Genomic DNA, 9,510 nt, shown 5'->3' with positions numbered 1-9,510 from the left:
GTGAGCACGTTCAGGGGCCAGGACCGGCAGGCGGACAAGTTCCGGCTGGTGGCCTACCCCACGGCGAAAGGGTGCGCCGCGGCGTACTTCCCCGAGGCCAACGCCCTGGTACACAAGGACAACGTGGCCCGGGAATCGAACACACCCGGCTTCAAGGCGATGTTTGTCCGCTTCGTGCCGCATGCTCCTGCGAACTCCGCGGAGCCACGGTAAGGGAGGCCACACGCTCGAGCCTTGGGTGCAGGTGGTCTCCGTCGTCCACCACGCCGGTCTGCCACCACAGGTTCAGCCCTTCCGTGGAAACTTCAAGGCTGGCCAGGTTGTTGTCGAACCACGGCCCCTTGACGCGGGACCAGTGAAACGGCGGGTCCGGCACCCGCGCCGAGCGGGCCACTAAGGCACCTATCGGTGTGGCCAGGCCATAGGACATGACGGCCCCGAAGGATCTCAGCAGACGGGGAAGAGGGTTACGGATGGGAGAACACACGGCCTGCATGATCCGGCTGCCCGACGAGCGGTCCACCTCGGTGACGTAGGAGTAGTGCACGTCCCCGGACAGGAACGTGACGGTCTCAGGGGACGGGCCCCGCTTGCCGTCGGCGACCTCCACCGCCATGTCAGCCACCTTCCGGAAGCTTGCTTCGAAGGCGCCCCAGTGTTCAAGATCCACCGCCTGCCGCAGCTTCTCTCCCGCCCGGGACAGGAGCTTGCCCCAGGCACCTTCGGAAATAGCCTCATTCCACGACTCGACGTGGTGCAGTCCCATCGGCAGCAGGAACGGCAGCGACGTCGCCACCAGCAGGTGGCGGAAGCCGCCGCGCATCCGGTCATCGAGCCACGCCATTTCCGCCTGGTCAAGCAGCGCCCGGCCTTCCGGGGCCAGGTTCCGGGCGGCACGGGAGTCAACCACTATCAGTCTCGTGTCCCCGAAATCCCGGCAAAAGCTCCACCGGTAGTACGTCGGGTCCTGGTCTGCACGGTCTGCGAAACGGTCCAGCTCCGCGCCGAGGTCGAGTTCGGCCTCGTCCCGGTGCGCGGCGATCAGCCGCCAGATGGCATCCTTGGCCCGCTCCTGCGGCGAGAGGTTCCCCAGGTGCTGGTAGACCCAGTAGGAGGACAGTCCCGCGACAATCCGCCCGTGCCACCAGGACGTAGCCTCGACCTTCTTTTTCCAGCTCAGGGAGGCGTTCCAGTCGTCGCGGATGTCGTGGTCATCGAAGATCATGGCGGTGGGAACCGTGGACAACAGCCACCTGTTCGCGGGGTCGGACCACGCCAGGCGGTAGAGGTGGGCGTATTCCTCGTAGTCCTTGAGTTCCTCGCCGGGCGGTTCGCCGGGGTCCCGGCGTTCACGGATGAACTGCTGCATCTCTTCGCTCGTGGAGTCTGCGTACACCTGGTCTCCGAGGAAGACCACCAGATCCGGTCGGGCGTCACCGCTGCCGGCCGCGAGCGCCAGGGCGTACGCGCGCAGCGAGTCGACGCCGTGGCTCCGGTTGCCCGACTCGTCATGGGGCACACTGGTGCGGCAGGAGCCGTAGGCCATCCGCAGCGGCCTGCCTGGTTTCAGGGTGGCGATCACCGGAGGTGGAAATTCCGAGGCCGGATCGGGCCAGGAGTGGGTTCCGTTGATGTCCACGGTGTAGGGCACCACTGCTCCCGGCTCAAGTCCGTCCGCCTCCACCAGGGCGTAGTGGTGGCCGTGCACTGCGAACGTGCGGGCTTCCCAGCTCCGGCTGCCCGCGCGGACCGTGACGCGGGCAGCGTCCCGGGTTTCCATCCAGATGCTGGCCGAGGTCTCATCCACGTGCCGCATTATCGGGCCGAGCACCAGGGATGAGGTAGTCATGACTCAGTTGTACCCGTTCCGGCCCGCGACGGCTATGGTGCGGCCGAGGGCAGGGGCCGGCGGATTGCAGACGAAAACGGCCCCGCTTCCTTTCGGAAGCGGGGCCGTGTTGCTGGGGGCTTTAAGCGCTCGTTCGCACTGTCAGCCGCGGAGGCGTTCCATACCGGGGTCGAACAGGGGCTCTGCGGTAACGGTAGCTGCGACACGCCGGCCGAAGTACTCGATCTCCACGGAGTCACCCACGGAGACAGCGGACGGCAGCCAGGCGTAGGCGATCGGCTTGCGCACGGAGTAACCGTACGCGGCGCTGGTGACGTATCCCGCCGCCAGGCCGTCCACGTACACGGGTTCCTTGCCCAGCACGATGGAGGTGCCGTCGTCGACCGTCAGGCAGCGGAGCTCCCGGATGGCCGGCTCCTCCTTGCGGGCGGCCAGTGCCTCCGCGCCCACGAAGCCCACCTTGTCCTTGGCAACCGAGAAGCCCAGGCCGGACTGGTAGGGGTGGTGTTCGGAGGTCATGTCCGTGCCCCACAGCCGGTAGCCCTTCTCCAGGCGCATGCTGTTGAACGCGCCACGGCCGGCCGCGACGATGCCGTGTTCCTGCCCGGCTTCGAACAGCAGGTCCCAGAGCTTCAGGCCGTACTCGGCAGTTGTGTACAGCTCCCAGCCAAGCTCGCCCACGTAGGAAAGCCGCATGGCAGTGACGGGGATGCCGCCTACCGAGATTTCCTTGGTACGGAAGTACTTCAGGCCGTCGTTGCTGAGGTCGTCCGTGCTTACCTTGCCGATGACTTCACGCGCCAGCGGTCCCCACAGGCCGATGCAGCAGGTGCTGCCGGTGATGTCGGCGACGTGCGCCCACTGGCTCGGGTCGGCGGCCGACTGCTTCCTGGCCTCCACCCGGAGGTAGTCGAAGTCCACGTTGCTGTTCACGCCAAGCTGGAAAGTCTCCTCCCCGAGCCTGGCCACGGTCACGTCACTGCGGATGCCGCCGTCGTCCGCAAGCAGGAGGCAGTACGTCACCGCGCCGGGCTTCTTGGTGATATTGCCGGTGCTGAGGCGCTGCAGCAGCGCCAGGGCGCCGGGGCCGTTGACGGAGAGCCGCTTCAGCGGCGTCATGTCGTAAAGTCCGACGGCGGTGCGCGTCTTCCACGCTTCGGCGGCGGAGATGGGAGAGGAGAACATCGCAGCCCAGGATTCGCGCTCCGGTGCCTGCCACTCGGCCGGCAGTTCGTCCAGCAGGCCGCGGTTGGCCTCGAACCAGTGCGGGCGCTCCCAGCCGGCGGACTCCAGGAAGAACGCCCCGAGTTCCTTCTGGCGGACGTTGAACGGGCTCACACGCAGGTCGCGCGGGGATTCCTTGGGCTGCAGCGGGTGCAGGATGTCGTAGATCTCGACGAAGTTCTGCTGGGACGTTTCGCTGACGTACTCGTCGCTGGTCTGGACCTTTTCGAACCGTTCGATTTCGCAGCCGTGCAGGTCCGTGCGGGGCTGGCCCTCGACCAGCAGTTCGGCCATGGCCTTGGCAACGCCGGCCGAGTGCGTGACCCACACCGCTTCGGCCACGAAGAAGCCTTCGACGTCGGGAGACTGGCCCATGAGCGGGCCGCCGTCGGGGGTGAAGGAGAAGATGCCGTTGAAGCCGTCCTGGATTTGTGTCCGGTGCAGGGCAGGCAGCAGGTCCTGGCAGTCTTCCCAGGACGGAGCGAAGTCCTCCAGGGTGAAGTCCAGGCGGGAGGGCATGCGGTGCTCGGACATCTGGTCTGCTGCGACGCGGGGGAGGAGCTCCATGTCGACGGGCAGGGGGCGGTGGGCGTAGCTGCCAATGCCGATGCGGTCGCCGTGCTCGCGGAAGTACAGGTCCCTGTCCTGGTAGCGGAGAATGGGCGAGCGCGCGCCGTTGGGCAGTTCGTTCACGCCGTGCTGTTCGGCCAGGGCAGTGGTCTTGACGTACTGGTGGGCGAGCGGCAGCAGCGGCACTTCCATGCCCACCAGCTTGCCCACCTCGCGCCCCCAGAACCCGGCGCAGGAAACCACGATGTCCGCGGGAATTACGCCCTGTGAGGTTTCGACGCCGGTGACCTTGCCGCCGGCCTGTTCGATGCCGGTGACGCCAGTTGAGCCCAGGAACGTCACGCCCGCTTCGCGGGCGCGGCTGATCAGCAGCTGGACCGCCCGGGCCGCGGAGGCGAGTCCGTCGGAGGGAACAAGGAGGCCGCCAAGGATTTGGCGCCCGTCCCTGAACTGCCCCTTATTCAGCAGCGGCCAGTACTTCTCACATTCATCAGCGTCGATAATCCGGCCTTCAATGCCCCAGGAGGTGGCGTAGCCGAGCTTGCGCTTGAGGTCCTGCAGCCTGGCTTCGGTGGTGGCAAGCTCCAGCCCGCCCACCTGGTTGAAGCAGGACACTCCGTCGGCGCTGAGGGAGAGCAGCTTGTCCACCGTGTATGAGGCGAATTCCGTCATGGTCTTCGACGGGTTGGTCTGGAAGACCAGTCCGGGTGCGTGCGACGTGGAGCCGCCGGCAAGCTCCAGCGGGCCCTGTTCGACGACGGTGATGTTGTTCCAGCCCCGGCTGGCGAGTTCATCCGCAAGGTTGGTGCCGACGATACCGGCGCCGATGATGACGACGCGTGGTGATGCGCTCATAAAAATGTTTCTCCTGTTTGGCTTGGCGGACGTCCGCTTTAGCGGAATACGACTGTGCGGGTGTTGTTGAGCAGGACGCGGTGCTGGCAATGCCACTTGACCGCCCGGGACAGGGCCTGGGATTCGGCGTCACGGCCAACCGTGACGAGGGCGTCCGGATCCAGGCTGTGGTCCACGCGGAAGACTTCCTGTTCGATGATCGGCCCCTCATCGAGGTCCGCGGTCACGTAGTGCGCCGTGGCCCCGATCAGCTTCACTCCACGGTCGTAGGCCTGGTGGTATGGCTTGGCGCCCTTGAAGCCGGGCAGGAAGGAATGGTGGATGTTGATGGCCCGGCCGCGCAGTTCATTGCACAGGCCATCGGAGAGCACCTGCATGTAGCGCGCCAGGACCACCAGGTCCGCGTCGTATTCCTTGACGAGCTCCAGCAGCCGCGCCTCGGCCTCGGGCTTGGTTCCTGGCGTCACCGGAACGTGGATGAAAGTCAGCCCGGCGTTCTCCGCCATGGCGCGCAGGTCCTCGTGGTTGGAAACCACGACGGCGATCTCCGCCCCCAGGCTGCCGGCCCGCCAGCGGTAGATCAGGTCGTTCAGGCAGTGGCCGAATTTCGAGACCATGACCAGCAGGCGCGGCGGCCGCCCGTCGTGAAAGGTGAAATCCATGCCGAACTCGGAGGCGGTGGGCGCAAACTCGTCCGTGAGGTTTTCGGCGGTCTGCTGGTTGGGCTCATAGGCGCCCGTGAAATCCTGGTGTGCCCGATCACGGGTTTCGGTTCTGCTGCCCGTGAAGGCCGTCCGCAGGTAGAGCTTTCCGCTGACATGGTCATCGAACTGCTGGTGCTCGACGATGTCGAAGCCGCGGTCGGCCAGGAAGGCGGTGACTGCCCGCACGATGCCTGGCCGTTCCGGGCAGGCCAGCGTGAGGACGAACTCCGTCGTGGGGGTCTTGGCCAGGGAGCGCGCGGAGGCGGCCTCGGCTGTGACTGCCGTTGCGGCACCCGCGGGACGGCCTTCAAGGGTTGTGGTCACAATTGTCTCCTAGTTGGGGGTGACGACGCTGGAACTGCCGGGACAGCGGGCATCGCTGGCGCAGCGTTCCCCGCATTCATGCTTGGTCACGAGGTCGAACTGGACGCCGCCGTGCTGGTCGACGCCGGTACGGATGGCCCGCTCGACGACGGTTGTGGCGAGCCGGCGGCGCAGGGCCAGCGGATCGCGGCGCAGGTCCTTGGCGAGCGCGAAACAGAGCAGCAGCATGACTATGACGAACGGCAGCGCGGCCACGATGGTGATCCGTTGCAGTCCGGACAGGGCTTCGGAGGGCTGATCGCCACCGGCGAGGAGCATGACGGCGGCGACGGCTCCGGTCAGCGTGCCCCAGAAGATGACCAGCCCGCGCGGGGGCTCGTTGGACCCGTTGGAGCTCAGGGACGCCATGACGATGGAGGCCGAATCGGCTCCGGTGACGAAGAAGATGGCGACGAGCACCATGGCAAGCACGATCACTGCGGCGATGGCCCAGGCGGGCATGTGCAGGTTCTTGACCAGGTCGAAGAGGGCGCCGTCGAATGAAATGGTGGGCACGCCGTCCACCATTTTGGCGAGTCCGTCTGCGGGGTTGTCCGTCTTGTCGGCTTCGGCCTGGATGCCAAAGGCGGTGCCGCCGAAGATGCCGAACCAGATTACGCTGACAACGCTGGGGACCAGCAGTACACCGGTGACGAACTGGCGGATGGTGCGGCCGCGGCTGATGCGTGCGATGAACATGCCCACAAAGGGTGTCCACGATACCCACCAGGCCCAGTAGAAGATGGTCCAGCCGGACATCCAGGTGCGCAGGGCTTCGTCTCCGACGGCTTCAGTCCGCGAGGACATTTCCGCCAAGTCGCGGGCGTAGTCGCCGACTGCGGAAGGAATCAGGTTCAGGATGAACATGGTGGGGCCGGCGACGAAGACGATGAGTGCCAGGATGACAGCCAGGACCATGTTGATGTTGGAGAGCCACTGGATGCCGCGGCTGATGCCGGAGACGGCGGACGCCACGAAGCAGGCAGTGAGGATGGCGACGATGGCGACGAGCACTGGTGTTCCGAGCTCGCCGAACCAACCGTTGGAGCTCATGCCGCTGCCGATCTGCAGGGCTCCGAGGCCCAGGGATGCTGCGGTGCCGAACAGCGTGGCGAAGATGGCGAGGATGTTGATGAACTTGCCCAGCGGTCCTTCCACAGTCCTGGTCCCAAAGAGTGAGGTGAAGGCCGCGGAGATCAGTTGCTTGCGGCCCAGCCGGTAGGTGCCGTAGGCCATGGCGATTCCGACCACGGCGTACATGGCCCAGGGGTGCAGGGTCCAGTGGAAGATGGACGTGGCCATCGCGGTCTGGATGGCTTCGGGGGTGCGGCCGTCCACGGTGCCGGGCGGGGGCGAGACGTAGTGGTAGAGCGGTTCGGCCACGCCGTAGAACATGAGTCCGATGCCCATGCCGGCGGCGAACATCATGGCCACCCAGGAGACCGTGCGGAACTCCGGTTTCTCGCCGTCCTTGCCCAGCGGAATGTTGCCGAACTTGCCCAGGGCAAGCCACAGGACGAAAACGACGAAGAGTGAGGCCAGCCCCATGAACAGCCAGCCTGTGTACTGCATGACCCAGTTGAGGGCGTTTTGGGATGTTGTTGCCAGGCTGTCTCTTCCGGCAAAGCCCCAGACGACAAAGGCGATGGCCAGGATGCCGGTGATGCCGAAGGTTACTTTGTCGAGGGTGAGCTTGCGGTTCCGGCGTTCGGTTACGGCCTGCTCGGTCTTAGTCTGGCGAAGCTCCTGCAGGATCTGTTCGTAGTCCTCCAGCTCGTCCAGGGGGTCCACCACCGGCTCTGGCAAGGGCAGGTCCGCGGATCCGTCCAGGGCGGCTTCGTTGCCGCTGCTGTCCAGATCGGGTTCGCTGCTGAGGTTGTCGCTGCTATATCGGGTGTCGCTATTCGGGGCCATGAGGAATTCCTTTGCTCGGATTCATGGGCTTGCTTAGATGTGGCCGTCCACTGTCAGGCCTGGGGGGAGGTTGGGGACCTCGGTGGATTCGGTGATCATGATGTCGCCGTCTATCACTGTTACTTCATGGGTGCGGACCGGGAGCTTGGCCGGCGGGGCGTCCACGCCTCCCGTGCGCAGGTTAAAGCGGGATGCATGGAGCGGGCATTCGACCCAGCAGTCCTCGACCCAGCCGTCGGCCAGGGAGGCGTCCTGGTGTGTGCATGTGTCATCAATGGCAAAGAGCTCGCCCTCCTCGGTGTGGAAGACGGCGATGGGAGGAGCCGTGTTCAGGCGGAGCGCTTCCCCTGGTGCCAGTTCACTGAGTGGGCATGCCTTGTGCATGGATGGACCTCTTCTTCTTGGTAGAGCCTGATGGTGCGACTGCTAAGTTCCGTAATCAACAACAGCAATCGCGATAAGCAACAGCGTGCGCCAGGTCACAGACCGTTGTCAAGGGTTTTCTGCTCTGTTGCGGCTATCCGCCCCTTAGTTAAGGACGGCCCTTGACAGTCGCCGTGGCATGGATCACTCTGTTGCATATAACGATTCATGTTGCGTAAGAAGCAATTGAAGGAGGCTGTGGTGTCAATGGAGACGCTTGCAATTGTGGGGGCCTCCCTGGCTGGCCTCTCAGCCGCCAGGGCCGCCCGCGCCCAAGGCTTCACCGGGCGGCTTGTGGTGATCGGCGATGAGCCGCACCGGCCCTACGACAGGCCGCCGCTGTCCAAAGATTTCCTGCTCGGTGCAATCACCGCAGAGGACCTGTACCTGGAATCCGAAGCCGACGAGCTGCAGGCAGAGTGGCTGCTTGGAGGAGGCGCTGTTTCCCTGGACGCCGAATCACACAGCATCCGGCTGAAGGACGGCCAGGTAATTCAGGCGGACGGCATTGTCATAGCCACGGGCGCCCGCGCGCGCCAGTTGCCCGCTCTGGCCGGATTGAGCAACGTGTTCTCACTGCGGACGCTTGCTGATGCCCAGGCCCTTGCCCCCGAGCTGCTGCCCGGAAGCAGGATGGCCGTCGTCGGTGCCGGTTTCGTCGGTGCAGAGGTGGCCTCTGCCGCGGTGTCCCGTGGCATGGAAGTCACCATGATCGACACCAAGCCCGTGCCCTTCGCCGGTCAGCTCGGGGCGGAGATGGGAGCAGTGGTGGCTAAGCTGCACGCAGCAAACGGCGTGGAGCTGATCTCGTCCGCCACCATAGAGGACTTCTACAGCTGCGAAGGAAACGTCAGCGGGCTGCGCCTTGCCGGCGGCGGGTACGTGGCCGCTGACGTGGTGGTGATCGGCATTGGCGCGGAGCCCAATACTGACTGGCTGTCCGGTTCCGGGCTTGAGCTGAACCCGGGCATCGTCTGTGACGCGATGGGCCGCACCAACATTCCGGGGATAGTCGCTGTGGGCGACTGCGCCGCATGGTTCGACCCAGCGGCCGGATTCCACCGCCGGGTTGAGCACTGGACCGGCGCTCTGGAGCGCGCAGCGCTGGCAGTCCGGGCATTGCTGGACTCCGACGCGCCCGAACAGCCTGCCAAGCCCGCCTACTTCTGGTCTGACCAGCACGGCGTCAAGATTCAGTTCGCAGGGCACTCCGCGGGCTACGACCGCCTTGAGGTTGAGGCAGGGGATCCCCAGGAACACAGCTTCCTCGCCGTGTACTACCGCGGAGACGAGCCGGTGGCGGTCCTGGGAATGAACCAGCCCAGGCTCTTCACCAAATGGCGGCGGAGCCTGGCTTCGCCGGCACGGACGGAGGCACCCGCACTCGTGGGGGCCGGCGCCGTGTCCTGAAGAAGCAGTGTCCTGAAAAGAGCGTGGCCTGAAAATTATCGGCCCCTAGACCTTCCGTCGATACCAAAGTTTTACCGAGTTTCTTGTTTTGTTAGGAGTAAAAATTGTCTGTTGAGGTAACCACGCCGAGCCTGATCCCGACGCTGGGTGGTCATTTGTATACGGATCCGGCTATTTTCCGGGCCGAGCAGGAGCGTA

General features: G+C 65.2%; 7 protein-coding genes. 2 read left to right on the top strand and 5 right to left on the bottom strand.

Features of this window, described 5'->3' with window-relative positions; translation table 11 throughout:
- Window positions 1–213 (top strand): hypothetical protein (locus tag ACIP90_RS21245; RefSeq protein WP_400581728.1); only part of this gene is annotated, 213 nt, incomplete at its 5' end.
- Here the strand turns inward: ACIP90_RS21245 and ACIP90_RS21240 are convergent.
- The 5 genes from ACIP90_RS21240 to ACIP90_RS21220 all read right to left on the bottom strand — a co-directional run bounded on the left by ACIP90_RS21240 (window position 152) and on the right by ACIP90_RS21220 (window position 7,863).
- Complete coding sequence (locus ACIP90_RS21240; RefSeq protein ID WP_400581725.1) at window positions 152–1,849, bottom strand: alkaline phosphatase D family protein; 1,698 nt, start codon at window positions 1,847–1,849, stop codon at window positions 152–154. The genes ACIP90_RS21245 and ACIP90_RS21240 overlap by 62 nt on opposite strands.
- Window positions 1,850–1,990: 141 nt before the next feature.
- On the bottom strand, window positions 1,991–4,498 hold the full coding sequence (locus tag ACIP90_RS21235; protein WP_400581724.1) for an FAD-dependent oxidoreductase: 2,508 nt from the start codon (window positions 4,496–4,498) through the stop codon (window positions 1,991–1,993).
- Between the two features lie 38 nt (window positions 4,499–4,536).
- Window positions 4,537–5,526, bottom strand: coding sequence for a formyltetrahydrofolate deformylase (gene purU / locus ACIP90_RS21230; protein ID WP_400581722.1), 990 nt, complete (start codon window positions 5,524–5,526; stop codon window positions 4,537–4,539).
- 9 nt (window positions 5,527–5,535) lie between these two features.
- Window positions 5,536–7,479, bottom strand: a complete 1,944-nt coding sequence (locus tag ACIP90_RS21225) for a BCCT family transporter (protein ID WP_400581720.1) — start codon at window positions 7,477–7,479, stop codon at window positions 5,536–5,538.
- Window positions 7,480–7,512: 33 nt separating this feature from the next.
- A complete protein-coding gene (locus tag ACIP90_RS21220) occupies window positions 7,513–7,863 on the bottom strand; it encodes a bifunctional 3-phenylpropionate/cinnamic acid dioxygenase ferredoxin subunit (protein ID WP_400581719.1) in 351 nt (116 codons plus the stop codon).
- Between the two features lie 246 nt (window positions 7,864–8,109).
- Between ACIP90_RS21220 and ACIP90_RS21215 the strand changes: the two genes are divergently transcribed.
- On the top strand, window positions 8,110–9,312 hold the full coding sequence (locus ACIP90_RS21215) for an NAD(P)/FAD-dependent oxidoreductase (RefSeq protein WP_400581716.1): 1,203 nt from the start codon (window positions 8,110–8,112) through the stop codon (window positions 9,310–9,312).
- The last annotated feature ends 198 nt before the right edge of the window (window positions 9,313–9,510 follow it).

Source organism: Arthrobacter sp. NPDC093139 (assembly GCF_044754165.1).
Taxonomy (GTDB): domain Bacteria; phylum Actinomycetota; class Actinomycetes; order Actinomycetales; family Micrococcaceae; genus Arthrobacter.
Note: the sequence above shows the minus strand (reverse complement) of the source record. Positions and strands in the feature narration are given on the sequence as shown.